General features: G+C 59.4%; 22 protein-coding genes. 12 read left to right on the top strand and 10 right to left on the bottom strand.

Annotated features, from left to right (window positions below):
* The first annotated feature begins 45 nt into the window (after window positions 1-45).
* Window positions 46-966: an N-acetylglucosamine kinase gene (gene nagK / locus AC4PR2_RS18595; protein WP_060440170.1), complete on the top strand. Its 921-nt coding sequence runs from the start codon at window positions 46-48 to the stop codon at window positions 964-966.
* Window positions 967-977: 11 nt separating this feature from the next.
* Window positions 978-1,814, top strand: coding sequence for a Sir2 family NAD+-dependent deacetylase (gene cobB / locus AC4PR2_RS18600; RefSeq protein ID WP_015377583.1), 837 nt, complete (start codon window positions 978-980; stop codon window positions 1,812-1,814).
* 106 nt (window positions 1,815-1,920) lie between these two features.
* Here the strand turns inward: cobB and AC4PR2_RS18605 are convergent, their stop codons facing one another.
* The 6 genes from AC4PR2_RS18605 to AC4PR2_RS18630 all read right to left on the bottom strand — a co-directional run bounded on the left by AC4PR2_RS18605 (window position 1,921) and on the right by AC4PR2_RS18630 (window position 7,622).
* Entirely contained in the window at window positions 1,921-3,099 is a 1,179-nt protein-coding gene (locus AC4PR2_RS18605; RefSeq protein ID WP_492175354.1) for a glycosyltransferase, read from the bottom strand.
* Window positions 3,100-3,307: 208 nt separating this feature from the next.
* On the bottom strand, window positions 3,308-4,351 hold the full coding sequence (gene potD / locus AC4PR2_RS18610; RefSeq protein WP_060419358.1) for a spermidine/putrescine ABC transporter substrate-binding protein PotD: 1,044 nt from the start codon (window positions 4,349-4,351) through the stop codon (window positions 3,308-3,310).
* A gap of 228 nt (window positions 4,352-4,579) precedes the next feature.
* Window positions 4,580-5,368 carry a spermidine/putrescine ABC transporter permease PotC gene (potC, locus tag AC4PR2_RS18615; protein WP_197801482.1) on the bottom strand — a complete coding sequence of 263 codons (789 nt, stop codon included), beginning with the start codon at window positions 5,366-5,368 and terminating at the stop codon, window positions 4,580-4,582.
* On the bottom strand, window positions 5,365-6,225 hold the full coding sequence (gene potB / locus AC4PR2_RS18620; protein ID WP_197801481.1) for a spermidine/putrescine ABC transporter permease PotB: 861 nt from the start codon (window positions 6,223-6,225) through the stop codon (window positions 5,365-5,367). The genes potC and potB overlap by 4 nt, the downstream gene beginning before the upstream one ends.
* Window positions 6,209-7,324 carry a spermidine/putrescine ABC transporter ATP-binding protein PotA gene (potA, locus tag AC4PR2_RS18625; protein WP_060419354.1) on the bottom strand — a complete coding sequence of 372 codons (1,116 nt, stop codon included), beginning with the start codon at window positions 7,322-7,324 and terminating at the stop codon, window positions 6,209-6,211. The genes potB and potA overlap by 17 nt, the downstream gene beginning before the upstream one ends.
* A gap of 25 nt (window positions 7,325-7,349) precedes the next feature.
* Window positions 7,350-7,622 carry a hypothetical protein gene (locus tag AC4PR2_RS18630; protein ID WP_197801480.1) on the bottom strand — a complete coding sequence of 91 codons (273 nt, stop codon included), beginning with the start codon at window positions 7,620-7,622 and terminating at the stop codon, window positions 7,350-7,352.
* Between the two features lie 57 nt (window positions 7,623-7,679).
* On the opposite strand from AC4PR2_RS18630, the gene pepT reads away from it, so the two are divergent.
* From pepT to AC4PR2_RS18660, 6 genes are all read left to right on the top strand, one after another.
* Complete coding sequence (gene pepT, locus AC4PR2_RS18635) at window positions 7,680-8,909, top strand: peptidase T (RefSeq protein ID WP_070914800.1); 1,230 nt, start codon at window positions 7,680-7,682, stop codon at window positions 8,907-8,909.
* Window positions 8,910-9,221: 312 nt separating this feature from the next.
* Window positions 9,222-10,358, top strand: a complete 1,137-nt coding sequence (locus AC4PR2_RS18640; protein ID WP_197802036.1) for a phage tail fiber protein — start codon at window positions 9,222-9,224, stop codon at window positions 10,356-10,358.
* 38 nt (window positions 10,359-10,396) lie between these two features.
* Window positions 10,397-11,152 carry a hypothetical protein gene (locus AC4PR2_RS18645; protein WP_492175355.1) on the top strand — a complete coding sequence of 252 codons (756 nt, stop codon included), beginning with the start codon at window positions 10,397-10,399 and terminating at the stop codon, window positions 11,150-11,152.
* Between the two features lie 3 nt (window positions 11,153-11,155).
* Window positions 11,156-12,589, top strand: coding sequence for an S-type pyocin domain-containing protein (locus AC4PR2_RS18650; RefSeq protein ID WP_492175356.1), 1,434 nt, complete (start codon window positions 11,156-11,158; stop codon window positions 12,587-12,589).
* Window positions 12,586-12,858: a hypothetical protein gene (locus AC4PR2_RS18655; RefSeq protein WP_015377598.1), complete on the top strand. Its 273-nt coding sequence runs from the start codon at window positions 12,586-12,588 to the stop codon at window positions 12,856-12,858. Before AC4PR2_RS18650 ends, AC4PR2_RS18655 begins: the two co-directional genes overlap by 4 nt.
* Window positions 12,859-13,119: 261 nt before the next feature.
* On the top strand, window positions 13,120-14,208 hold the full coding sequence (locus tag AC4PR2_RS18660; RefSeq protein ID WP_443014652.1) for a malate/lactate/ureidoglycolate dehydrogenase: 1,089 nt from the start codon (window positions 13,120-13,122) through the stop codon (window positions 14,206-14,208).
* Window positions 14,209-14,249: 41 nt separating this feature from the next.
* Here the strand turns inward: AC4PR2_RS18660 and AC4PR2_RS18665 are convergent, their stop codons facing one another.
* From AC4PR2_RS18665 to phoP, 3 genes are all read right to left on the bottom strand, one after another.
* Complete coding sequence (locus AC4PR2_RS18665; RefSeq protein WP_492175357.1) at window positions 14,250-15,371, bottom strand: ribosomal protein uL16 3-hydroxylase; 1,122 nt, start codon at window positions 15,369-15,371, stop codon at window positions 14,250-14,252.
* A gap of 84 nt (window positions 15,372-15,455) precedes the next feature.
* On the bottom strand, window positions 15,456-16,913 hold the full coding sequence (gene phoQ / locus AC4PR2_RS18670) for a two-component system sensor histidine kinase PhoQ (RefSeq protein ID WP_060440708.1): 1,458 nt from the start codon (window positions 16,911-16,913) through the stop codon (window positions 15,456-15,458).
* Between the two features lie 5 nt (window positions 16,914-16,918).
* On the bottom strand, window positions 16,919-17,590 hold the full coding sequence (gene phoP / locus AC4PR2_RS18675; protein WP_492175358.1) for a two-component system response regulator PhoP: 672 nt from the start codon (window positions 17,588-17,590) through the stop codon (window positions 16,919-16,921).
* A gap of 377 nt (window positions 17,591-17,967) precedes the next feature.
* Between phoP and AC4PR2_RS18680 the strand changes: the two genes are divergently transcribed.
* The gene (locus AC4PR2_RS18680) at window positions 17,968-18,987 is read left to right on the top strand and encodes an ADP-ribosylglycohydrolase family protein (protein ID WP_337046986.1); all 1,020 of its coding nucleotides are present in this window, start codon (window positions 17,968-17,970) and stop codon (window positions 18,985-18,987) included.
* 21 nt (window positions 18,988-19,008) lie between these two features.
* Here the strand turns inward: AC4PR2_RS18680 and AC4PR2_RS18685 are convergent, their stop codons facing one another.
* Entirely contained in the window at window positions 19,009-19,773 is a 765-nt protein-coding gene (locus tag AC4PR2_RS18685; protein ID WP_038877791.1) for a GntR family transcriptional regulator, read from the bottom strand.
* Window positions 19,774-19,907: 134 nt separating this feature from the next.
* Between AC4PR2_RS18685 and pdxR the strand changes: the two genes are divergently transcribed.
* The 3 genes from pdxR to AC4PR2_RS18700 all read left to right on the top strand — a co-directional run bounded on the left by pdxR (window position 19,908) and on the right by AC4PR2_RS18700 (window position 22,711).
* Window positions 19,908-21,422, top strand: coding sequence for a MocR-like pyridoxine biosynthesis transcription factor PdxR (pdxR, locus tag AC4PR2_RS18690; RefSeq protein WP_337046987.1), 1,515 nt, complete (start codon window positions 19,908-19,910; stop codon window positions 21,420-21,422).
* A gap of 115 nt (window positions 21,423-21,537) precedes the next feature.
* Entirely contained in the window at window positions 21,538-21,990 is a 453-nt protein-coding gene (locus AC4PR2_RS18695; protein WP_100396292.1) for a GNAT family N-acetyltransferase, read from the top strand.
* A gap of 16 nt (window positions 21,991-22,006) precedes the next feature.
* Window positions 22,007-22,711, top strand: a complete 705-nt coding sequence (locus AC4PR2_RS18700; protein ID WP_492175359.1) for a GNAT family N-acetyltransferase — start codon at window positions 22,007-22,009, stop codon at window positions 22,709-22,711.
* Window positions 22,712-22,813: the final 102 nt, after the last annotated feature.

Here is a 22,813-nt window from a genome sequence, read left to right on the forward strand (position 1 = left end):
GGGAGGCAGCGATGCCGCCCCGTTTTTTTAGCCTGGGGATGGGTTATGTACTACGGTTTCGATATGGGCGGCACCAAGATTGAGCTGGGGGTGTTCGACGACCAGCTGCAGCGCATTTGGCAAAAGCGGGTGCCGACGCCGCGTGAAGATTACCGGCAGCTGCTGGCCACGCTGTGCGATCTGACCCTTGAGGCGGATGCGTTTTGCGGCCGGCGCGGCAGCGTCGGCATCGGCATCCCGGGCCTGCCCAACGACGATGACGGCACGCTGTTTACCGCCAACGTGCCGGCGGCGATGGGGCGACCGCTGCCGCGCGATCTGGCGGCGCTGATCGGGCGCGAGGTGCGGGTCGATAACGACGCCAACTGCTTTGCGCTGTCGGAGGCCTGGGACGACGAGTTTCGCCGCTACCCGACGGTGCTGGGCATCATCCTCGGCACCGGCGTAGGCGGCGGGCTGGTCGTCGACGGCAAGACGGTGCCTGGGCGCAACTATATCGCCGGCGAGTTCGGCCATTTGCGCCTGCCGGTGGACGCGCTCGAGGTCTTGGGGCGTGATGTGCCTCGCGTTGCCTGCGGGTGCGGCCATCAGGGTTGCATTGAAAATTACATATCGGGCCGCGGTTTCGAATGGATGTACGCCCATTTCTATGGCCGGCACTTGCCTGCCACCGAGATCATTGCGCATTATCAGGCGGGTGAGCCGCAGGCGGTGGCTCACGTCGACCGCTTTATGGACGTGCTGGCGATCTGCCTCGGCAACCTGCTGACGGTGCTGGATCCGCACCTGGTGGTGATCGGCGGCGGGCTGTCGAACTTCGACGCCATTTACCAGGCGTTGCCGCAGCGGCTGCCGGCGCATCTGCTGCGGGTGGCCCGGCTGCCGCGCATCGAGAAGGCGCGCTATGGCGACGCCGGCGGCGTGCGCGGCGCAGCGTTCCTCAATTTGGTAAACAGGGAAAAGTAAGGAGAGAGTTAATGCACACTCGCCATCGGCTGTGTCAGTTTCGCAAGAGTAAGCATGTGCTGCATCAGCGCTTTCGTTCACGCATTTTTCACCGTGACACCATGGCGGCGGCCGAGCTGAAAAAGCCGTTTGTGGTGGTGTTGACCGGGGCCGGCATTTCGGCCGAGTCGGGCATTCGCACCTTCCGTGCCGCGGATGGGCTGTGGGAAGAGCACCGGGTGGAGGACGTCGCCACGCCGGAAGGTTTTCAGCGCGATCCGGCGCTGGTGCAGGCGTTTTACAACGAACGCCGCCGCCAACTGCAGACGGAGGAGATCGCCCCGAACGCCGCGCACCGCGCGCTGGCGGATCTGGAAGAGTGGCTGGGGGACAACTTCCTGCTGGTCACGCAAAACATCGATAACCTGCATGAGCGCGCCGGCAGCAAGCGAGTGCTGCACATGCACGGCGAATTGCTGAAGGTGCGCTGCACCCAGTCGGGCCAGGTGTTCGAATGGCCTGGCGATCTCAGCGTCGACGATCGTTGCCACTGCTGCCAGTTCCCGGCGCCGCTGCGGCCGCACGTAGTGTGGTTCGGCGAGATGCCGCTGGGCATGGACGATATTTATCAGGCGCTGAGCAAGGCCGATTTCTTCGTCGCCATCGGCACCTCCGGCCACGTCTATCCGGCGGCCGGCTTCGTGCATGAGGCGCGGCTGGGCGGCGCCTATGCCATGGAGCTGAACCTGGAGCCGAGCCAGGTGGAGAGCCAGTTCGACGAGAAACACTACGGCCTGGCCAGCGAAGTGGTGCCGCGTTTTGTGCACAAGTTCCTGGTGGGCAAGGTGGCGCGGGCCGACAGGCCTTAGTAGTGCGTTCGGGGATGAAAAAACTCAGGTGCAAACTTAATTACACCTGAGCTTTTTATGGGATATTAACGCATTTAGAGCGTAATGCGTTAATAATGGATTTTTCCTATTTACTTTCGTAAATAGTATCAATTAGTTTAAAATAGGTATCGGGAGCATGCGCATTTTTTATTCTTTCGATGGATGCTTGTGCTTTATCGCTTATTGTTTTTTTGTCAGCAACGGCATTAGTTATATTTTTCTTGATGCCAGCTATAATGGTATTACGAATTTCTTCTTTGTCATCATAACTACTGATGACAATTTCTTTAAATTTATTACATGGAACATCGATCATCCAACCTGATTCGGAGGGGTGTATTTCTGTCAATGCACGAACGCTGGTTGTTATCACAGGGCATCCGCAAGCTTGCATTTCCAATACGGAATAACCATAAGTGTCACCCCATGTTGGCAACAAACCAATGTGGCTACTAATGAATTTTTCCATTACTTGCCCGTTAGGAAGCGATGCAAAATGGGAAATACATGATAGACCTTTTACAATGGATTCAATGCGTTCATAGAATTGCATATCATCTTTGAATTCACCATGAACATAATTATCTCTTTTGCCCAGATCGCCGATCAAAGTGACATCAATGTCGTCTGCTGAAATAATCCCGCTCTCAACCAGTTCACTAACGGCAAGAACGATTTCTGCACCGCCTTTACGGTAAAAGTCCCGACCGACAAAGATGAGCTTTACCCTGTCTGAATCGACCGGTTTGTCAGTTACCGCAGCCACTAACAGTTGCTGAGGCGGATGAACAACACGCATCTTGCTTTTGATTGAATCGGCAAGAGCGGGGTATTCATCAAGCATAGCCACCTGAATATTATAAGCAGATTGTGATAATGCTAAAATACTAAGGCAATTGCTTTCGGCGATGGCTGACAGCAAGGCTTCAATCTTTTCGTTTTTCTCATAATTATTCTCCCCATCCGGTTTTCTATGAATGTCCATTACTTCCGGTATTCTCGGGATAATAGTCTCAAAGGTTGAAACCCACTTGCTTTTTAGTAATCCGGTGTGGTTGAAGAAATGAAATGCATCAATATTATCTGAGGGGTTAATTATGAGCGGTCTAAAAATAAATGATGGTGCTTTATGTAGTAGTTTGCTGTTCAGAAAGTTAATATATTTAAAAATATTGCTTTTATCAAAGTTGATGAAGTCATGACTTTTGTTTTCAGTAATGCACCGCTTTTCAGGGTATCCATTGCTCGCAATTCCGATGCGCATTCACCACCTCATAATAATTAAAAATAAAATGCAATAACTTAGATAATATACCGCTATCCATGTGTAATTACAAGGGGTATTCAATGCGTAAACATTCGTGCATAATTACAGGGAGTAATGCTTTATAAAAATACATCAATAAGCTGCTGCAACTTCGTTATCCGACTTGTGATGGCGGATAACGAAGATAATAGCGTTTCTCTAACGATCAACGCCCGGCTTTCAGCTTTTGGAAGTAGCTTTCGTACAGCGTGCTGGCGTCGCCGACGTCGTTTTGCCACTCGCCGTGTTCAATCACCGCCTTATCCGGGTAGAGTGACTTGTCATTGGCGATCTCCGGCGACAGCAGCTTCTTCGCCGCCAGGTTCGGCGTCGGGTAACCGATGGTTTCCGCCACCTGCACCGCGATTTCCGGCCGTAGCAGGAAGTCGATCAGCTTCAGCGCCCCCTCGACGTTGCGCGCGTTGGCCGGAATGGCCAGGCTGTCCATCCAGAAGATCCCGCCTTCCTTCGGCCAGACGATCTCCAGCGGCGTGCCGGCCTGGCGCGCCACGAAGGCCGAACCGTTCCACACCATACCGACGTTGACTTCCCCTTCCATAAACGGGTTGCCCGGGTTGTCGGAGTTGAAGGCCAGCACGTTCGGCATCAATTTCTGCAGTTCGTGATAGGCGGCTTCGATCTCTTTCGGGTCGGTGGTGTTGCCGGAATAGCCCAGCTTGAGCAGCGCCATCTGGAACACTTCGCGCGCGTCGTCGGTCAGCAGCAGGCGGCCTTTGTACTGCGGCTGCCACAGATCGGCCCAGGACGTGACGGTAGAGGGCTCCTGCGCATCGCTGTTAACGCCGATGGCGGTGGCGCCCCAGATATAGGGGATGGAATAGTCGTTGTTAGGATCGAACGGCTTGTTCAGCAGGGCAGGATCGAGATCCTTGAAGTGGCTGAGCTTGCTCTTGTCGATTTTTTGCAGCATGCCTTCCTTGCTCATCTTGGCGATGAAGTAGGTGGAAGGCACCACCAGATCGTACGCGCCGTCTTTATAGGTCTTCAGCTTGGCGTACATGCTTTCGTTGGATTCATAGGTGGAATAGATCACCTTGATGCCGGTTTCCTTGGTGAACTGCTCCAGCAGCCCCGGCGGGACGTATTCAGTCCAGTTATAGAAATACAGCGTTTTGCCGTCAGAGGCGTTTGCAGAGCAGAAACTCAGCGCCATCATCCCGGCTGCGAGCAGATGTGACCACTTTTTCATGCAGCGTATCCTTCAGCAGTAATGAGCCGAACCCGTATGGGCAAACCGTTTGGCGGCCGCGCCATACCCCAGAAAGGGGCCATTATAGGGGCCGGGGCGGGGTGGGTAAAGGCGGTTATCCCAGCGGCAAATCAGCGGGTTAACCGAGCCTGGCCGATCAAAAACGGCCGCAGTCACATCACTGCGGCGAATGAAAGAGGCGGGCGCCGCCGCGCCCGGCGGGAAGGGCTACTCGGCCTTCCCGCCGGGCGAGCGATCGCGCATCACCCACTGGCTGGCGATCACCAGCACCAGCGACAACAGCAGCAAAATGGTGGCCAGCGCGTTGACCTCCGGCGAGACGCCGACTTTCACCATCGAATAGATCTTCAGCGGCAAGATTTCGTAGCTCGGCCCGGTGACGAAGGAGGAGACGACTACGTCGTCCATTGACAGGGTGAAGCTCAGCAGCCAGCCGGCCGCCACCGCCGGCATCGCCAGCGGCAGGATGATCTTGCGCAAAATGGTGAACTCGCTTGCACCGAGATCGCGCGCGGCCTCCAGCATCTTCACGTCGAACCCTTTCAGGCGCGCGTAAACGGTCACCACCACGAACGGCAGGCAAAAGGTGATGTGCGAGAACAGCAGCGACCAGAAGCCGAGCGAAATGCCGAGCAGCATGAACAGCACCAGCAACGAGATGGCCATCACGATGTCCGGCGACATCATCACCACGAACAGCATGCCACCGACGAACGGCTTGCCGCGGAAGCGGTAACGGTACAGCGCCACCGCGGTCAGCGAGCCGATCAGCGTGGCGAAGGTGGCGGAGAGCACCGCCATGGTCAGCGAATGGCCGGCGGCCTGCAGCAGGCTGTCGTTATTCAGCAGCGTGCTGTACCACTTGGTGGTGGCTCCTTGCCAACTGATGCCGAAGCGCGAAGCGTTGAAGGAGTTGACGATCAGGATGACGATCGGGATATACAGGTAGGCGTATACCAGCGTCATAAAACCGCCGCGCAGCAGACGTCCGATCATGCCAGATCCTCCTTCTTGTTCAGCAGGCGGGCGGCCCGGTAATAGACCAGCAGCAACAGCCCCATCACCAGCGTCAGGCAGATGCTGGTAGCCGCGCCGAACGGCCAGTCGCGGATATTGAGGAACTGGCTTTTAATCACGTTGCCGATCAGCAGATTCTTGGCGCCGCCCATCAGATCGGCGACGAAGAACAGCCCCATCGCCGGCAGCACCACCAGCAGGCAGCCGGCGATAATGCCCGGCATGGTCAGCGGCACGATGATGCGGATAAAGGTCTGCAGCTTGCTGGCGCCGAGATCGCGCGCCGCCTCCAGGCAGGACTTATCGAGTTTTTCGATGCTGGAGTAGAGCGGCATCACCATAAACGGCAGCAGAATATACACCAGGCCGAGGATCACCGCTTCCGAGGTGTACATGATGCGCAGCGGCTTGTCGATGATGCCGATCCACAGCAGCGCGTCGTTGAGATAGCCGCGGGTGCTGAGAAACAGCTTCAGGCCGTAGATGCGGATCAGCGAGTTGGTCCAGAAGGGCACGATCAGCAGAAACAGCAGCAGCGGCCGCACCTTCTGCGGCAACCGCGCCAGAATAAAGGCGAACGGATAGCCAATCACCAGGCAGCACAGGGTGGCGATCAGCGCCATGTTCAGCGAGTGCAGCAGCACCTGGGCGTACAACGGATCGAACAAGCGCCGATAGTTATCCAGCGTGAACACCATCTTCACCAGATTGGCGTCGTCGCGGGTCAGGAAGCTGGTGGCGATGATCATCAGGTTCGGCATGAACACGAACAGCAGCAGCCAGGCGACGACGCCGACGATCACCACATTCTGGAAGACTTTACGCGATTTCTTCATCGGCCAGCACCACCTCCCAGCTTTCAACCCAGGTCACCGCCATCTTCTGGTTGAGCGAGTGGTCGACGTCCGGATCGTCTTCATTGAAGAACTCGCTGACCATCACCGTTTTACCGCTCTCCAGCTCGACCACCGATTCCAGCGTCATGCCTTTGTAGTTGCGCTCGCGCACGTAGCCGATCAGCCCGTCGTGTTGCGCGCTGTCGTTCACTTCTTCTACCCGCAGATCCTCCGGGCGCAGCAGCACCTTCAGCTTTTGGCCCGGCTCTACCGGCAGATCGGCATAGATGTCGCACTCGCGGCCTTCGACGTTGGCGCGCACCCGCTGCGCATCGAGGCGCTGCAAGACCACCGCGTCGAAGATGTTGATCTCGCCGATAAAGCTGGCGACGAACAGGTTCTTCGGCTCTTCGTAGATCTCACGCGGCGTGCCGTCCTGCTCGATGCGGCCTTCACGCATCACCACGATGCGATCCGACATGGTCAGCGCTTCTTCCTGATCGTGGGTGACGAACACGAAGGTGATGCCCAGCTTGCGCTGCAGCGCCTTCAGCTCGTTCTGCATCTGTTTGCGCAGCTTGTAGTCCAGCGCCGACAGCGATTCGTCCAGCAGCAGCACCTTCGGCTTGTTGACCACGGCGCGGGCGATGGCCACGCGCTGCTGTTGGCCGCCGGAGAGCTGGCCCGGCCGCCGCTTGGCGAACGCATCCAGCTGCACCATGCGCAGCGCCTCTTCGACGCGCGGCGTCAGTTCTGCCGCCGGCACCTTTTGCATGCGCAGGCCAAAGGCGACGTTGTCGAACACCGACATGTGCGGAAACAGGGCATAGCTCTGAAACACGGTGTTGACGTGGCGATGTTCGGCCGGAATGGCGGTGATGTCCTGGCCGTCGAGCACGATGCGGCCCCGATCGGCGTCTTCCAGACCGGCGATCAGGCGCAGCACCGTGGTTTTTCCACAGCCGGAGGGGCCGAGAATGGTGAGGAATTCGCCGTGGTTAATCGCCAGTTCGAGATCGGCAATGATGGTTTTGCCGTCGAACGCTTTGCTCAGGGCATGCAGTTCAACAAGGGGAGTCAGAGAGGATGTCTCAGTCATTTATCGTATTACTCTATCCCGTGGGCTAATGCAGATAGAACCGCAACTGGAAAAGACTGCCGGAGCTTGCGGAATGCCCGCTGATCAAATGAAGCTCAAACCAGTTACGCCAATGGAAATTTTTCGAGCGCGCATGATAGACGCTGAATGCCGGAATTGAAAGCCGATCCGGCCCAGATGCCGCGTTTTTCATCATGATAGCGACAAGTGACCCTGTGATGACAGTGTTATTTCCCTCAGAAATCATCACAAAGATTAATGATATTGGCGAATTCTGGTTAAAAATGACCTGACGCAATATTTGATCCTGATCGGTTCCGCATAATGAAACGCGATATTCTGAGGGGCCGCTACCATGGACAAATTACTTGACCGCTTTTTCAACTACGTCTCTTTCGATACCCAGTCCAAAGCGAACGTAAAGCATGTGCCGAGCACCGACGGGCAGTTGAAGCTGGCGCGTGCGTTGCAGCAGGAAATGATCGCGCTCGGCTTCGAGCGGGTGTCGCTCAGCGAACACGGCTGCGTGATGGGCACCTGGCCGGGCAACGTCGCCTGGCCGGTGCCGGCGGTCGGTTTTATCGCCCATCTGGATACCTCGCCGGATTTCAGCGGCAAACACGTCAATCCGCAGATCGTCGAGAACTATCGCGGCGGCGACATCGCGCTCGGCATCGGTGATGAAGTGCTGTCGCCGGTGATGTTCCCGATCCTGCACCAGATGCTGGGACAGACCCTGATCACTACCGACGGCAAAACGCTGCTGGGCGCCGACGACAAGGCCGGCATCGCCGAGATCCTCACCGCCATGGTGCGCCTGCGTGCGCGCAAAGTCCCGCACGGCGACATCCGTGTGGCCTTCACCCCGGACGAGGAGGTGGGCAAGGGGGCGCAGCTGTTCGACGTGGCGGCCTTCAATGCCGAATGGGCTTACACCGTGGACGGCGGCGGCGTCGGCGAGCTGGAGTGCGAGAACTTCAACGCCGCCTCGGTGACGATCAAAATCCTCGGCAACAGCGTGCACCCCGGCAGCGCCAAGGGCGTGATGGTCAACGCGCTGTCGCTGGCCACCCGCATTCATCAGGCGCTGCCGGCGGACGAAGCGCCGGAGACCACCGAAGGCTATCAGGGTTTTTACCACCTCAGCAGCATCAAGGGCAGCGTAGAGCGCGCCGAAATGCACTATATCCTGCGCGACTTCGAGCGCGAGGGGTTTGAAGCGCGCAAGCGCAAGATGGTGGACATCGCCCGCGAGGTCGGCAAAGGCTTGCCGCGCGATTGCTATATCGAAGTGAGCATCGAAGACAGCTATTACAACATGCGCGAACAGGTGGCGGAGCACCCGCATGTGATTGCGCTGGCGCAGCAGGCGATGCGCGACTGCGACATCGAACCGGTGATGAAGCCGATCCGCGGCGGCACCGACGGCGCGCAGCTGTCGTTCCGCGGCCTGCCGTGCCCGAACCTGTTCACCGGCGGCTACAACTACCACGGCAAGCACGAATTCGTAACGCTGGAGGGCATGGAGCAAGCGGTGGCGGTGATCATGCGCATCGCGGCGCTGGCCGCCGAGCGGGCGCGGTAAACACCTTCGTTCCCCGGCCGGCTTGCGCCGACCCGCATTCCCTTTTCTGATACGCCCTGCGGGCTCAACGTGCCCGCCGCTCTCTTCTTCCGTTCCCTTTATGGCTCCCGGTCTCAGGGTTGTTTCGTTCACCACACAACCCGCGGTGAGGGAATCCCATTATCCTTCGAGATAACGTGCTGTTTATGCATACAGGTTTCTGTGTGCTTAACCGGTTTTACAGCTTCGGTGCGGTGAGCCCAGTGGCCAGGGAATGCTGGGGGAATGAGCGCTGTTAACCGCCATCAAACAGGACGTAAGAGGGTAACAATCATGGCAGAAGAAAAGAAAAATGCGCAGGTGATTAACGGCGTTAACGACGATATCGCGGAGCTGAAATCGCTGTCTACGCTGCGCCAGCGCGTGGTCAGCGACGGTGAAATCGTCTCCAAATCGGCCAACGGTTTTCGGCTGGCCTATGGCAACACCGGCGTGATGCTGCGCAACGACGGCAATGATTTTTACGCGCTGGCGACGCCGGGCGGCCAGGCGCAAAACGGGCAGTGGAACACCTTGCGCCCGTTCTCTTTCAATCTGGCTTCCGGCAGGGTGGCCTTGCGCAATGGGGTGGATATTTCCGGTGGTGCGATGGTATCGCATGACGCGGGTATCTCGACTTCGACTACCGGACCTGCCCCACTTATCAACGGACAAATCTATTATTCTTCCCCTGTTGAGAGCAAGTTCACCAGCGGCGATAAGACCTCAACGATGCTGATGGGCTCACGGATTGTCGGCAATGAGCAGGATTACGGCCTGCTGTCTTATCGTGACATGAAAGGAAACTGGAACGAACTCCAGGTGAAGCCTAACGCTGAGCTTTCGGTGGGGCAATTGACTAAGCGCAATCCCAATGGCTGGTTCTGGGCTGAAGGGGTTGTCAAAAAAAATGACGCGTTAAACGTCACCTATGGTCTGCACCTGCAGGGAAATGGAAGAGTCTATGCCAACCTGTACCTTGGCGAGCGGATACGTGAAAACCAGTTTGTGGAAATTCAGGTTGGTGATGACAAAAGCAGCGGCCTATTTGAATTCCGTAATAATGGAAACGCCTTCACCAACGGCGCCTGGCACAGCAGCTCCGATGCCCGCATGAAAACGGACATCACCCAAATTGCCGGCGCATTGGACAAGCTGGCCAATATCGGCGGCTACACCTACCTCAAACAGGGCGTGCCGGAGGCCGGGGTGATCGCTCAGGAAGTGGAGAGCGTATTGCCGCAGTCGGTCACCCAAACCGAATTGAAGCTCAACGACGGCAGCGTACTGAAGGATGCCCGGGGCATCAATATCAACGGCGTGGTGGCGCTGTTGGTTGAGGCGCTTAAGGAAGAGCGAGCGGCCCGAGAAGGGTTGGAATCGCGGTTGGCGGCGTTGGAAGGCATGATTTCAACGTCTCAAAATACTTGAGTCACGGCCAACTGACGGGATTTTCAACGGAGTAATTATTGCGGCTGAATAATGCAATATTTGCTCCGCCTGCCTCGAACAAGGAGAAAGATATGGGCGGATTTAACTATGGCGGCGGAAAAGGGGATGGGACTGGCTGGAGTTCTGAAAAAGGAGATACTCCCGAACCCGGTGGTGGCTCCAATGGCAATGGCGGTCGAGACAGTGGCAACGACAACTCTCAGGTGGGTGCTTTCCAACGCCAGATGACCGCAGTGCTGAATGATCCGGCGATTAAAAATATGCTGGCGGATTTGCAAAAGCGGGCTCTGCGCATTAGTCCATCGGCGAAAGTCGAATTAGTCAGTGTAGATGCGCGCGGTCTGTTGAGTATAAGCCTTTCGGGTATGCGTCGTGAGCAGTCTCTCGCCGTAGAGATGGCTTTTCAGTCAGTGCGACCGCAAATAGAAAGAGATTCAATATTTTCATTTACTGCTGGCGTGGGCACAGTAAATGAAAAGACGGTTTACTCAGGAACGGTTGAAACCGGATACCGACTCGGTGATTACGAGCGTGGGCCCAGCGGTAACAATGGTGATGCCAATACGGTGGCTGAAAACAACGTCACGTTTAGTGTTTATTCATCGGTTCTGCAAGGGAAGATACCACCGGGCTATTGGTTGGATAACAATAAAGTCATGACCGAGGTTGTGATTGAGTATGAGATTAACGGTGGGGGGAAAGGGGACAGTCGGACGGGGTACCGAAAAACCACAGTAGAAGTTCCTTCGCTTACCCGTGCTTACCAACAGTAACAGATGCTTAAGGATGTCGCTGAGGAACAGCGGAAAGCAGAAGAAGCCCGCAAGGCAGAAGAAGCTCGTAAGGCTGAAGAGGCCCGCAAAGCTGAAGAGGCTCGCAAGGCTGAAGAAGCTCGTAAAGCTGAAGAGGCTCGCAAGGCTGAAGAGGCACGCAAGGTGGAAGCAGCCAGAAAAGCGTTGTTCGCCAAAGCGGGGATTCTGGATGCACCGGGCTACTCCCCGGAAAAGCTAAAAGCGGCCAATGCGGCACTGGCTGCCGCAGGCGCCATGGTGCTTAACCGCGCGCCCGCGATGCTGCAAACGTCGATGGTCGGGCAAGGCGTGATGACGACCACGAGCGAACTGGCCGGCTGGGCAGCGAGCGCGTCGTGGCGGGCGGCTTATGAAGTTGGCAGTATACGCGCCGGCACCGCAGTCGCCGCCGGCTCGGTGCTGGGGGCTTTTGCCCTCGGCCTCTACCCGACAGAGGCCGGAGCCGGGAGTGCCCAGGTGCCCGGGCGGGATGTCAATCTGTTTGCCCTCCAGGCGAGCCTGGCGGCGGCGGGCAGGGCGACCATCCAGCCCGGCATGACCTCGGTCGATTTGCCGGTGCGCGGATTTATCACCACCGACGATGACGGGAGACAGAGCGTCAACTTCGTCAGAACGGGCGTCGGCGGTGTATCACCGAGCGTGCCGGTATTCAGTCCCGTTCGCGATGAGCTGACGGGGCTGGACAAAATCACGCTGCCGGCGGTGGCAGGCGCACCGGCCAGAACGATACTGATCAACCCGGTACCGACCGGGCCGGCAGCGCCGGCGCATACCGGCAACGGCTCACCGGGGCCCAAATCGCCAGTGCATACCGGCACCGGCATCAGGCAGGCGGACAGCATCGTGGTCACCACCTTCCCGGCGGATGTGGTGCAGGATCTGCAAGATTTTATCCTGTGGCAGCCGGATGCGACGGAGATTGGTGTAGAGGCCATCTATGTGATGGTGAGCAAGCCCTATGGTGAAACCAACGCCAGGGGCAAATACAGTGGTCGTGAATACAACACCAATAAAGCTGGAGGCCCCATTCAGAATCTGGATTGGAAAGGGGCCAGCATCGACCGTGCCGGCGTGGATAAGGTGAAGCTGCATACTGGGCGTTTTACAGAGTCAGACGCTAACAAAGTGATGATCGGCCGCCTGGAAAAGATCTTGAAGGGAGAACTGCCTCCCACCGATACTGACAGGCGATTTTATACACATGAGATCAGGGAATTGGAGCGTTATCGCAATTTGGGTATTAGAGATGGCTCGGTGCCAGATAATCAAGGGGAAGTGTGGAATAATACGCATACTGCGACGTTGGAAGATTATCAATTAGGCAACAGCGAGGCTTTGCTCTATACGCAGGAGGCTTTAGACGCTGCTGAACAACAAGAGTTGAGGATGCTAAAATGATTGATTTAGAACGCTTGGCAAAAGAAGAAAAAATTTCTGACGTCATTGCCTTTTTGGTGAGAAATGAGGATGGGTTTGGTTATCCCCAAATGGATCGATTCTTTAGTCGCCATAATTTTACAGTAATTGGGAATGGTGAATTCAGGCGGGTGTTCGAACAGTTACGTCAGAATGGCGTTATTGAATGGGGTGACAAAATGCTTGTTAAAAAAGGCCCCAATTGGAAAGAACCGAAATTCGTAACCGAGAAAAAATACGGTATCGAATAGCCGTGGTTATGGTCTGATTCGTGCATTTCTAACCCCCAGCAAACGAAATTTTGTTGGGGGTTTCTTTTTTGGCTGGTGGGGATGCCATAACGCGAGCCTTATGCCGGGTGGCTAAAGTAGCGGCCCTCGCTTTTTTGTCGCCTGAGCTAACGTGCAGATACTGTAGTTAAAACGGGACGCTTGCGATCGGCATAATCGCTTGCCGTAACAAGGCGTTGCTCATAGTGTGGAAGCCTATTCCCCACGCATAAGGACCGCATGATGAGCACCGAATACCGTATCACCAGCCCGCATTTGGCGCAGTTCGTTCAGGCGATTTGGCGCCAGGCCGGCAGCACGGCGCGCGAAGCCGAGCTGGTGGCCGATCATCTGGTGCAGGCTAATCTGGCCGGGCACGACTCGCACGGCGTCGGCATGATCCCCAGCTACATGGCGTCGTTGGCGCAGGGGCAATTGCAGCTCAATCAACATGCCGAGGTGGTGCGCGACGCCGGCGCGGTGCTGACGCTCGACGGTGCGCGCGGCTTCGGTCAGGTGGTGGCCAGCGAAGCGATGGCGCTGGGCATTGAACGCGCTGGCAAGCTGGGCCTGGCGGCGGTGGCGCTGCACAACGCGCACCATATCGGCCGCATAGGCCATTGGGCGGAGCAGTGCGCCCGCGCCGGTTTTATCTCGATTCACTTCGTCAACGTGGTGGGCGATCCGATGGTGGCGCCGTTCGGCGGCAGCGATCGTCGCTTCGGCACCAACCCGTTCTGCGCCATTTTCCCGCGGCCGGGCCGCACGCCGCTGCTGTTGGATTTTGCCACCAGCGGTATCGCCTTCGGCAAGACCCGGGTGGCCTATAACAAAGGGCTGTTGGTAGCGCCGGGCTATCTGATCGACGAACACGGGCAGCCGACCACCGAACCGAAAGTGATGCACGAAGCGCCGTTCGGTTCGCTGCTGCCGTTCGGCTTGCACAAAGGCTATGCGCTGGCGGCGATGTGCGAAATCCTCGGCGGCGCGCTCTCCGGCGGCCGCACCACCCACGACGCCACGCTGAAAGCCGACAGCGACGCCATCTTCAACTGCATGACGACCCTGATCCTCGATCCTCAGGCCTTCGACGCCCCGCAAATGCAGGCCGAGGCCGAAGCCTTTATCGGCTGGGTGAAAGCTTCGCCGCCGAGCGGCGAACAGCCGATCGCCGTCCCGGGAGAGTGGGAAGAGGCCAACCGCGCGGCGCGGCTGGAGCAGGGCATCCCGATCGATGCCAATACCTGGCGGCAGATTTGTGCGGCGGCGGAGCAGGCGGGCATGGCGGCGGGGGAACTGGCGGATTACCGCGCACAGGCGCGGCAGGCATAAAAAAAGCCACCCGGCAGGGTGGCTTGTTCGCGTGACCGCAATCAGTCGTTAAAGTACCAATACCCGCTGTTGACCAGCGCGGTCAGCAGCGCCAGGAACGACGGGTCGTCCACCGCGTCGCCGAGCAGGGCGGCATCGACGCTGAAGTTTTGGCACAGGGCGTCTGCGGCCTGCAGCTGGTCGGTGTCGATCAGCTCGCCGTTGACGAAGCAACGATCGCCGACGCGCAGCACGCGCAACCCACCCAGGCGCTGTAGCGCTTCACCCTGTTGCAGCAGCTCGTAGATTTCCCCGGCCTGATACGGTGGCTCCGGCGGCGCCAGATCCAGCTCGTGGCGCGACTGGGAGATGAACTCGCCGAACCAGTGCTGGAAGTGTTCCGGCTGTTGCACCAGATCCAGCATCATCTGCCGTAAGGCGTCCACTTCCTGCGACAGGATCTCCGCCGGGTGTTCGCGCAGTTTAACGTCCGGATCGCCGTAGCGCTTGCTGCCCAGCTCGCGCGCCAGCACGTAGTCGGCGAAGCCGCTCACCAGCTCGCGGCCGTTCGGCGCGCGGAAGCCCACCGAGTAGTTGAGCGCGTTTTCCAGCGCGTAGCCTTCGTGCGGGAAGCCCGGCGGAATATAGAGAATGTCGCCCGGTTCCATCTCTTCGTCGATGATGGCGTCGAACGGTTCCACCTGCAGCAGATCCGGATGCGGGCAGTGCTGTTTCAGCGGCGTTTTTTCCCCGACGCGCCAGCGGCGGCGGCCGGTGCCCTGAATGATGAACACGTCGTACTGATCGAGGTGCGGGCCGACGCCGCCGCCCGGTACCGAGAAGGAGATCATCAGGTCATCCATCCGCCAGTCCGGCAGCTGGCGGAACGGGCGCATCAGCGCTGCGGAAGGCTCATGCCAGTGGTTCACCGCCTGCACCAGCAGCGACCAGTTGTTTTCGCTCAGGTGGTCGAAGCTCTCGAAGGGGCCGTGCGCAACCTGCCAACGGCCGTCCTGGTGGCTGACCAGGCGGCTGTCCACTTCGTTTTCCATCGCCAGCCCGGCCAGCTCATCCGGGGAGATCGGATCGATAAAGTTTTTGAAGCCGCGCTTCAGAATCACCGGACGCTTTTGCCAATAACGTTGCAAAAAATCGTTCCAGTCCAGGTCTAATTGATAATCCATGTTCTATTCCAGGAGAGAGGAGTGAGCCTGAGTGCGATTATAACGGAAGTTTGGCCCCGTGGATCGGGGCCACAGAGGCATAATTTACTCGTTGTGGTGGGTGTCGTGCTGGCGGGCGAAGGTGACCTGCATGCGCGCGCCGCCGAGCGGGCTGTCGCTGATGACGATTTCGCCGTCGTACTGCTCGATGATCTCCGCCGCCACCGACAGGCCCAGGCCCTGGCCGGGGCGCAGGGTATCCACCCGCTGGCCGCGCTGGAAGATCAGCTGGCGCTTGCTTTCCGGGATCCCCGGGCCGTCGTCGTCGATGACGATGGTGAGGTTTTTCTCGGAGTGCAGCGAGGTGATCTCAACGAACTCCAGGCAGTATTTGCAGGCGTTTTCCAACACGTTGCCCATCACTTCCATAAAGTCGTTCTTCTCGCCCATAAAGGTCACCTCCGGCGAGATGTCCAGCGTGATCACTACCCCTTTGCGCTGATAAACCTTGTTCAGCGCCACCACCAGGCTGTCGAGCAGCGCCGGCACCGAGTGGATCTCGCGCGTCAGCACCGTCTGGCCGGAGTTGATGCTGGCCCGGTGCAGGTAGTAACCGATCTGCTGCGAGATGCGCCCGATCTGATCCAGCATGATCGGCTCGGCTTCTTCGATGGTGGTCTGTTTGCCGCTGCGCAGCGAACGCAGGGTACTTTGCAGCACCGCCAGCGGCGTTTTCAGGCTGTGGGTCAGATCCGACAGGGTGGTGCGATACTTGGTGTAACGCTGGCGCTCGTTGCGCACCAGAATGTTCAGATTGCGCACCAGCCCGCGCAGCTCGCTGGGCGGATTTTCGTCGAGCTGATCGCGCTCGCCGTTCTCCAGCTCGCCCACCTGAGTGACCAGCGCCTTGATCGGCCGCAGGCTCCAGTAGGCCGCCAGCCACAGCAGCGGCACCACCAGCAGCAGGTTGGCCAACAGCACGTAGCTGAACCACTCCCACACCACGTCGGATCGCTGCAGCTCCTGCGGAATGCTGTCGACCACCACGATGGTCAGCGCCGGCAGCCGAGGCGTGGCGGCATAGGTGTTGACCGCCACCGAGTGGGTCAGCGCGTTCTGATCGGTATCGTCGTAATCTTTCAGCTGGTTTTGCGCTTTGGGATTGTCCCCCAGCACTTCGCTACTGACGCGGGTGTCGGTGTCGATTTCGTAGAAGCCGGACTCCTCCAGCCACTCCTTGTTGATCAGTTTCTCCAGCTCCGGCACTTTGCGCTGGCTCCACAGCAGGTTGCCTTTATCGTCGTAGATAAACACCAGCGTCGGGAAGTTGAGATCGATATCGGGGGGAATGGCGATGGTGAGCTTGTTGTCTTTCCACTGCGCCAGGCTGAAGAACAGGTTGCTCTCGCCGCGCAGCAGGCGGAAGGCGGTCTTGTCGAAGCTGACGATGTAGCCGACGACCGCCACCAAACCGTAAGAGAGCGACAGCGCCAGGATCACCCCGGCGGTCGCCATCAGGAAGCGGGCGCGCAGCGAAAACGGTTTTTTATTCTTGTTGAACATCATGTTCACTTCGCGTCAAAACGATAGCCCTGGCCACGTACCGTGGTGATCACTTCATGCGGGTATTCCGCCTGCACCTTTTTACGCAAGCGGCCCATCAGCACGTCGATGGTGTGGCTTTCGCGCAGTTCGGCGTCCGGGTAGAGTTGCAGAATCAACGAATCCTTGCTCACCACCTTGCCGGCGTTGCGGATCAGGGTCTCGATGATGGTGTATTCAAAAGCGGTCAGCTTGATTTGCTGATCGTTAACGCTCAGTTCGCGGCGCGACAGATCGATCTGGAACGGCGGCAGCACGATCACCTGCGAAGCCAGGCCGCTGTTGCGGCGCATCAGCGCCTGCATGCGGGCGATCACTTCTTCCAGGTGGAACGGCTTGGTGACATAGTCGTCGGCGCCGGCTTCCAGCACCGCCACTTTGTCCTGCCAGCTTTCACGGGCGGTCAGCACCAGGATCGGCAGCTTGGTCTGGTGTGCGCGCCAGCGGCGGATCAGGCTCAGGCCGTCTTCGCCCGGCAGGCCGAGATCGACGATGGCGATATCCGGCGCGTGTTCCTGCAGGAAGTAATCGGCTTCCTTGGCGTCTTCGGCCGCGTCGACCTGATGGCCCATCTCGCGCATCTGAACGGAAAGGTGGTGGCGCAGCAAACCATTATCTTCAACAACCAGTACTCGCATGGCGAACTCCTGTGACTGTGCGGGTGAACGTCCTGTCACCCACGCGATAAAAGGGAACACGCTCTGCGGCGTGTCAGGGGATAACGCGGCCACCTGAACCATTTTGGCAAAAAATGCTGAGGTTATGGTAGGTATAACCCGCTCGGCCCGCAAGAGAGCCGAAGCAATGTATTAAAATAAGCGTTATCAATTTGTTCGCCGACATTATCGGCAAGCTCTGATAAACGTCGGATAAACAGCGGCGGGGCAACGTTAAACGCACCTTAAACGCGGTGGGCATTGCCGGCAGGCGGAAGGGTGAACCGGACCGCTTGAAAAGCTTTAAAGGTACTAATAAGGTATTATGGATGTATCGGCACACTTTTCAGGAGCGACGGATGAAGCAGTTAACCCAGGCAGAACGCATAGCGGGCGCACTTTACGGACAGATGCTGGGCGACGCGCTCGGCATGCCTTCCGAGCTGTGGCCGCGCGAGCGGGTTAAGCGCCACTTCGGCTGGATAGACGGCTTTCTCGATGGGCCGAAGGAGAACACCGCCGCCTGCTACTTCAAGGCCGGGCAATATACCGACGATACCGCGATGGCATTGGCGTTGGCCGATGCGCTGTTGGAGGCGGAAGGCGAGGTGGTGCCGGAACTGATTGCCCGCAACGTGATCCGCTGGGTGGACGGTTTTGACGCCTTCAACAAGAACATTCTCGGCCCCAGTTCCAAACTGGCGCTGAGCGAGCAGAAAGCGGGCACGCCGATCGCCGAGTTGGAAAACAACGGTATCACCAACGGTGCGGCGATGCGCATTTCGCCTTTGGGCTGCGTGCTGCCTTCCGCGCCGCTGGAGGATTTTTGCCAGCAGGTGTGGCTGGCTTCCAGCCCGACGCACAAATCCGACATCGCCGTCGCCGGTGCCGTGGCGATCGCCTGGGCCGTCGCGCGGGCGGTGGAGGGGGCGGACTGGGCCTCGATTCGCCTGGCGTTGCCGGAGGTGGCGGAGTATGCCCAGCGCCGGCAGGAGACGACGTTCAGCCCTTCGCTGGCGGCGCGCATCGAACTGGCGTTTCAGGTGGTGGATGAAGCCGCTGACACCGAGCAGGCCTCCGAACGGGTGTATCAGCTGATCGGCGCCGGGGTGGGCACCATCGAGTCGGTGCCCGCGGCGCTGGCGATGGTGCAGCTGGCGCAAACCGATCCTACCCGGTGCGCCATGCTGTGCGCCAACCTGGGCGGCGACACCGACACCATCGGCGCGATGGCCACCGCGATTTGCGGCGCGCTGCACGGCGCAGAAGCGATCGAACCCGGATTGCTGGCGGAGTTAAAACGGATGAATCCGCTGGATATCGAGGCTTACGTTCAGGCGTTCGCGCGTTTTCGTCGCCGCCGACAGGGCGAGGCGTAAGCGAGCGCGTGGCGCAACGGATCAGCTTTCGCTGGTAAATTCATACATGTCGCTGCGGCAGAAGCTTTCGCTGTATTCGATCGGCTTTTTATGGTGGTCGAACAGCGTCTGGCGCACGATCAACAGCGGCATCGGCTCCGAGAGCCGCAGCGCCTGACGGATATCGTCGTCGGCCATCGCCGCGCTGACCTGGCTGCGCAGCGATCCCATCTCGACCTTATTGCGCCGGAAGTAGTCGTACAGCGAAATGCCGATCTCGTCGACGTTGGCAATTGCCGTCACCACCACGTAGGACACCGCCACCGACATTGGCCGCCGATCGATCAAGTGAATGCGTTTGAGTTTGTAGATCGGCGTACCGGCCGCCAGCTGGAGCTTTTCAGCCAGTTCAGCGCCGGCGGGCATCCGTTCGCGGCTGATCCATTGCGTGTCCGGCCGGCGCCCTTGCTGTATCACCTCGCGCGAGAATCCTTTGACGTCCGCCAATGAATAGAACAGCTTCGGCTCGGGCCGTTGCGGTTGAATAAAGGTGCCGTAACCGCGCGAGCGGCCGATGATGCCGTCCTGTTCGAGGCAGGCCAGCGCTTTGCGCACCGTGATGCGCGAGATGCCGAGCCGTTCGGTGAACAGGCGTTCGCTGGGCAGAAAATCCCCCGAATTCAGCAACCCTTGCTCGATGGCCTGGCGTACCGAGGCGTTGAAGCGCAAATACAGCGGCATCGCGCCCGCGCTGGCCAGATCCTGCTGCAGTTTGTCCAGCAGACGCTGGTTGGTCTCCTTGCTCATAGCCGACGGAAGTCCTGTAGCCGCAATGCGATGGCTTATTTAAGGGGATTTCGCCGGGCAGCGCAACTGCCGCCGCCGGAGCGAAATGAGGTAGAGTAGTGCGTCGGCCCCCAGAGCCAGGAGAAATATCCCCCATGAGCGACACCCCACGACACGCGGACGACGCGGCGATCCTGGCCGCCTTCGCGCAGCAGCGCCGGCAAGGCCTGACCCGGCGTTCGGCGCTGCATCAGGCCCTGTTGCAGCTGATTGCCGCCGGAGAACTGCCCTGGCGGACGAAGCTGCCGCCAAGCCGTGCGTTGGCGGCCCGGCTGGCGTTGGCGCGCGACACGGTGGAACAGACCTACGCTCGGCTGGAGGCGGAAGGGTTCATCAGCCGAACGGTGGGGCGCGGCAGCTTTGTGCGCTATCGCTGCGACACGTTGCTCGGCCGCGAACTGCTGGCGACGGCGACGGGGCAAGAGGCGCGGCTGGCGGAGCGCGAGCTGAGCGACCGCGGCCGGGCGCTGCTGGCTGTCAGCCATACGCCGCACACCAGCCGCCAGGCTTCGCTGACGCCTTCGCTGGCGGATCTGCGGGCGTTTCCTATCGACCAGTGGCTGCAGCGGGAGAAACAGGCGCTGCGGCAGCACGGCGAGCGGCTGTTGGGGTATGCCGATCCGCAAGGGTTGCCGGAGCTGCGCGCGGAGATCGCGCACTACTTGCAGCGGGAGCGGGGCGTCAAGGCGACGGCGGAGCAGGTGATCGTGGTGACCAGCTCTCAGCAGGCGCTGGCGCTGTGTACCCAGGTGCTGTTCGATCCCGGCGATGCGGTGTTCGTCGAAGAGCCGGGTTACCAGGGGGCGAAAAAGCTGGTGCAGTCGGCGGGGCTGCAGGCGCGGCCGATCGGCATCGACGAGCAGGGGCTGGATGTCGGGCAGCTGATGCAGGCCTCGGGCGGCGGACGGGGCGTTTATATCACGCCGTCCCATCACTATCCGCTGGGGTATTCGCTGAGCCTCGATCGGCGGCTGGCGCTGTTGCAGTGGGCGCAGCGCCAGCGAGCCTGGATCATCGAGGATGATTACGACGCCGAGTTCAACTACGACCGGCAAACCAAGGCGGCGCTGCAGGGGTTGGACGGCGGTGGGCGCACGCTGTACCTCGGCACCTTCAGCAAGACGCTGTTTCCGGGGCTGCGCATCGGTTTCATGATCGCGCCGCCGCAGCTGGTGCGGCCATTGGTCGCCGCCAGGCAGTTTCAGGACGGCTACACGTCGGCGCTGGCGCAGATGACGCTGTTCCACTTCCTGCACGAGGGCGGCTACGCCGAGCATCTGCGTAATATGCGCACGCTGTACAAGGCGCGGCTGGACGCGCTGTACGACGCGGTGCATCGTCACCTGGCGGCCTGGACGCGTCCGGCGCTGCCGCAGGGCGGGCTGCAGCTGGTTTGCCCGTTGGCGGATGCGGCGACGGAGCGGCGGCTGGTGGCGGCGGCCGCCGAGCGGGGGATTCGGCTGTACGGCCTGGCGGACTTCTACACCGGCACGCCGCAGCGCGGGGCGTTGGTGCTCGGCTTCTCGGCCTATACGCCGGATGAGATCGTGCGCTTTATCACGACGCTGGCGCAGGTGTTCAGCGCGCTGCCGGTGGCAAGCGACGGTTAAAATTGGTCTGCTCTGCGTTTTTGATTGGTCCGTATTGCACCGCCGCCGCGCGGTGTATTCTGCCGCTATCCGATTATTTCCCTAATGGAAATAATATCTTACTCCGTGAGGCGCTATGAACCTATCCAACCCTGAAGTGACTATCCGCAGAATCAATGGCGACGACAAAGCGCAATGGCTGGCGCTGTGGCAGGGCTATCTCGATTTTTACCGCGCCGACGTGGCGCCGCAGGTGACCGATCGCACCTTCGCACGCCTGGGGCAGGATGAACAGGTGTACGGGCTGGTGGCAGAGGATGCCGAGGGCCGGCTGCTGGGGCTGATGAACCTGGTGTTCCACCCGTCCACCTGGAGCGCGGTCGGCTATTGTTATATCGAAGATCTCTATGTGTCACCGCAGGCGCGCGGCCACAAGGTGTCGGAAAAGCTGTTCGAACAGGCATACCGATTGGCAGAGACGCGCGGCAGCGATCGGGTCTACTGGATGACCCAGGAGTACAACGCGCCGGCGCGCTCGCTGTACGACAAAATCGGCAGAAGAAGCTCGTTTATCGTTTATTCCCGTTAATCGCAGGAGGGCGTTTATGGCAATGAATCGTTATGGTCAGCCGGTCGGGGAACCGATGCCGGATTGGCAGCCGGCTCGCCGCCCGGGGGGCGCGACGCTCGGCGGGCGTTTCTGCTCGCTGGCGCCGCTCGAGCCGCAGCGGGATTACGCCGCGCTGTTCGAGACGTTTCAACTGGCGCCGGACGGCCGCGACTGGACCTATCTGTCTATCGAACGGCCCGATACGCCGGCGGCGATGCTGCAACATCTGGAGACGCTGCAGGCCAACCCGGCGCTGGTCAATCTGACGGTGTTCGACGCCGCCAGCGACGCGCCGGTGGGCACGGTGGCGCTGATGCGCATCGACGAGGCCAACGGCGTGCTGGAGATCGGCCACGTCAGCTGGTCGCCGTTGATGAAACAGCGCTCCAGCGCCACCGAAGCCATCGCGCTGCTGCTGCGTTACGCCTTCGACACGCTGGGTTACCGCCGCTGCGAGTGGAAGTGCGACAGCCATAATGCGCCGTCGCGCCAGGCCGCGCTGCGCTTTGGCTTTCGCTACGAGGGTAACTTCCGCTTCGCGGTGATCGTCAAGGGGCGCAGCCGGGATACCGACTGGTTCGCCATCACCGCCGACCGTTGGCCGGCGGTGCGGCAGGCGCTGGCGCGCTGGCTGAGCGCGGACAACTTCGATGCGCAGGGGCGGCAGATAGCCAGGCTACAGGTGTTGCGCGGCGAATGATAAGCAAAAAGGCGGCCCAGGGGCCTAATGCTTGTCAGTTAAGCTTTTGAGGAAGCCGCAACGTATAACGTTGCGGCTTCTTTTTTACTGCCCGCGGGTAAT

It is taken from the genome of Serratia sp. A07, from assembly GCF_058725505.1.

What these genes read in the sequence shown, in the direction of transcription:
- nagK (WP_060440170.1), top strand. Translation starts at nt 46, where the DNA reads ATGTACTACGGTTTCGATATGGGCGGCACCAAGATTGAGCTGGGGGTG.
- pepT (WP_070914800.1), top strand. Translation starts at nt 7,680, where the DNA reads ATGGACAAATTACTTGACCGCTTTTTCAACTACGTCTCTTTCGATACC.
- AC4PR2_RS18685 (WP_038877791.1), bottom strand. Translation starts at nt 19,773, where the DNA reads ATGAGCAAGGAGACCAACCAGCGTCTGCTGGACAAACTGCAGCAGGAT.
- phoP (WP_492175358.1), bottom strand. Translation starts at nt 17,590, where the DNA reads ATGCGAGTACTGGTTGTTGAAGATAATGGTTTGCTGCGCCACCACCTT.
- AC4PR2_RS18665 (WP_492175357.1), bottom strand. Translation starts at nt 15,371, where the DNA reads ATGGATTATCAATTAGACCTGGACTGGAACGATTTTTTGCAACGTTAT.
- AC4PR2_RS18680 (WP_337046986.1), top strand. Translation starts at nt 17,968, where the DNA reads ATGAAGCAGTTAACCCAGGCAGAACGCATAGCGGGCGCACTTTACGGA.
- AC4PR2_RS18640 (WP_197802036.1), top strand. Translation starts at nt 9,222, where the DNA reads ATGGCAGAAGAAAAGAAAAATGCGCAGGTGATTAACGGCGTTAACGAC.
- potB (WP_197801481.1), bottom strand. Translation starts at nt 6,225, where the DNA reads ATGAAGAAATCGCGTAAAGTCTTCCAGAATGTGGTGATCGTCGGCGTC.
- cobB (WP_015377583.1), top strand. Translation starts at nt 978, where the DNA reads ATGCACACTCGCCATCGGCTGTGTCAGTTTCGCAAGAGTAAGCATGTG.
- AC4PR2_RS18660 (WP_443014652.1), top strand. Translation starts at nt 13,120, where the DNA reads ATGAGCACCGAATACCGTATCACCAGCCCGCATTTGGCGCAGTTCGTT.
- AC4PR2_RS18700 (WP_492175359.1), top strand. Translation starts at nt 22,007, where the DNA reads ATGGCAATGAATCGTTATGGTCAGCCGGTCGGGGAACCGATGCCGGAT.
- phoQ (WP_060440708.1), bottom strand. Translation starts at nt 16,913, where the DNA reads ATGTTCAACAAGAATAAAAAACCGTTTTCGCTGCGCGCCCGCTTCCTG.
- AC4PR2_RS18605 (WP_492175354.1), bottom strand. Translation starts at nt 3,099, where the DNA reads ATGCGCATCGGAATTGCGAGCAATGGATACCCTGAAAAGCGGTGCATT.
- potA (WP_060419354.1), bottom strand. Translation starts at nt 7,324, where the DNA reads ATGACTGAGACATCCTCTCTGACTCCCCTTGTTGAACTGCATGCCCTG.
- AC4PR2_RS18695 (WP_100396292.1), top strand. Translation starts at nt 21,538, where the DNA reads ATGAACCTATCCAACCCTGAAGTGACTATCCGCAGAATCAATGGCGAC.
- pdxR (WP_337046987.1), top strand. Translation starts at nt 19,908, where the DNA reads ATGAGCGACACCCCACGACACGCGGACGACGCGGCGATCCTGGCCGCC.
- AC4PR2_RS18655 (WP_015377598.1), top strand. Translation starts at nt 12,586, where the DNA reads ATGATTGATTTAGAACGCTTGGCAAAAGAAGAAAAAATTTCTGACGTC.
- potD (WP_060419358.1), bottom strand. Translation starts at nt 4,351, where the DNA reads ATGAAAAAGTGGTCACATCTGCTCGCAGCCGGGATGATGGCGCTGAGT.
- AC4PR2_RS18650 (WP_492175356.1), top strand. Translation starts at nt 11,156, where the DNA reads ATGCTTAAGGATGTCGCTGAGGAACAGCGGAAAGCAGAAGAAGCCCGC.
- potC (WP_197801482.1), bottom strand. Translation starts at nt 5,368, where the DNA reads ATGATCGGACGTCTGCTGCGCGGCGGTTTTATGACGCTGGTATACGCC.